Here is a 1491-nt window from a genome sequence, read left to right as displayed (position 1 = left end):
ACGCTTGTTGGAGCGCTCCACGGAAGTTCTTCCATCGTATTCCTTTTTCCATGCTTTGCTGTCTCTTGGCGGTATGTTGAACAATCTTGGATTGTCATCGGTGAAAATATGTACCGTTCTGCCATATTTGGCAGGAGAACAGGGATGTTCGCAGAAACAGCCTTGTTTGCGGTTTGCCTTTGGACATCGGTATTTCGCCCGGTGTTTTGCAGCTTCATATCCATCCTTATGCATGCGTAAGCCCATTTTGCAAATAGGAACACCGTCATCATCAATGGTGAAATCATCTTTATAAGTGAAATGTCCGGTATGTCCTGGGTTCAGGTCAATAAAAGGAGTGATCTTTTCCCGTTTGCAGTATTCGTAGACAGGATAGGCATCGTGTGCGGAATCCAGAAGGAGCTTTTCAATGTGAAACTCAGGGAGATAGGCTTTCATAGTGAAAAAGGAGTGCAGGAAAGAAAGCATATCATGCCTGGAAGCCCGTTCCAAAAGCGGAAAAACAGGAAGGTCACTATGGGAATCAGAGGCTACATACATGTAGAGGTGGTAACCGAAGAAATAACATTCCCTGTGAGAATCCCAGCCCCAGTTGCAGTCCGGTTGAGAGTAGTGGCGTTTACAGTTACAGGAAGAACAGCCATTCTCCCTGCAGTCACAGATCCGCTTTTTCCGCTGCTGTGCAGCAGTACGGACAGGAGTCCCGTCCCCGGCAAGGGAAAGATGAGCCGGATCAATCAGCCCGTGTTCTACGGATTTGCTGAGGAACTGCTGATTGTATAGTTTGAAAATCAGCCAAAAGGGATTTTCCGGTTTAAAATTCCATCGTTCCAATAAAGGAAGAAGCCTGGAAGCGATACTGGAGGAATCACAAGGAGTCTTATCGCCCTTCTTTTTCCCTTTAGGAGGCTTCATTTTAGGAAAGCGGTCTTTGGGGGAAAGGTTGTTGGAAGCATCTTTCCAAAGGCGGGTAAAAAAGTCATAAAAAGTACCAACACCGGGAGTATCACCGACAGAAAAACCACTGAGAATAGCGTATAAAGGTGTTTCGCGCAGCATACGGCACCAGACGGTAATGGAAGTCACCTTTAGCTTCAAAGCAAGCAGATAAGACCGGAGCATACAGGAAGGAAGCCTTGGCTGCGGACCGAAAACAGAATAACATTCCTGCATGAGAGAATCAGTCAAAGACAGGTCGAGATACCAGAACTGAATGATATAATCCCAGGTATCTTTTGGAAGGATAAGGGGATTTGGATAGTATTTTAGGAATTCGGATACGAAAGTATCCTGATAGGCGGTATGACCGCCGGGATTACAAGGTAACATCAAAAATCGCCTCCAATCAAAAAATGTACTTTTGATCAAGGGCGCGAAGCGCCGCATTTTTTGAAAGGTTTGTCAAGAGTTTTTGACGAAAAAGTGGGTGATTTTTGAAAAATGGAGTCTGGAAGCCCTATGAAATAAGGGCTGAAGATTCCGAGAAGATAT

The 1491-nt window shown here is 45.3% G+C and carries 1 protein-coding gene; it reads right to left on the bottom strand.

The features are described 5' to 3' along the window. A partial coding sequence (locus ACQRBN_RS17405) for a hypothetical protein (protein WP_427740359.1) occupies positions 1-1329 on the bottom strand: 1329 nt, incomplete at its 3' end. Between the last annotated feature and the right edge of the window lie 162 nt (positions 1330-1491).

Origin of the sequence: Bariatricus sp. SGI.154 (assembly GCF_050313795.1) — a bacterium.
Lineage (GTDB): Bacteria > Bacillota > Clostridia > Lachnospirales > Lachnospiraceae > CAMBRQ01.
The sequence above is the reverse complement of the archived record's forward strand: the minus strand, read 5'-3'. Positions and strand labels throughout refer to the sequence as shown.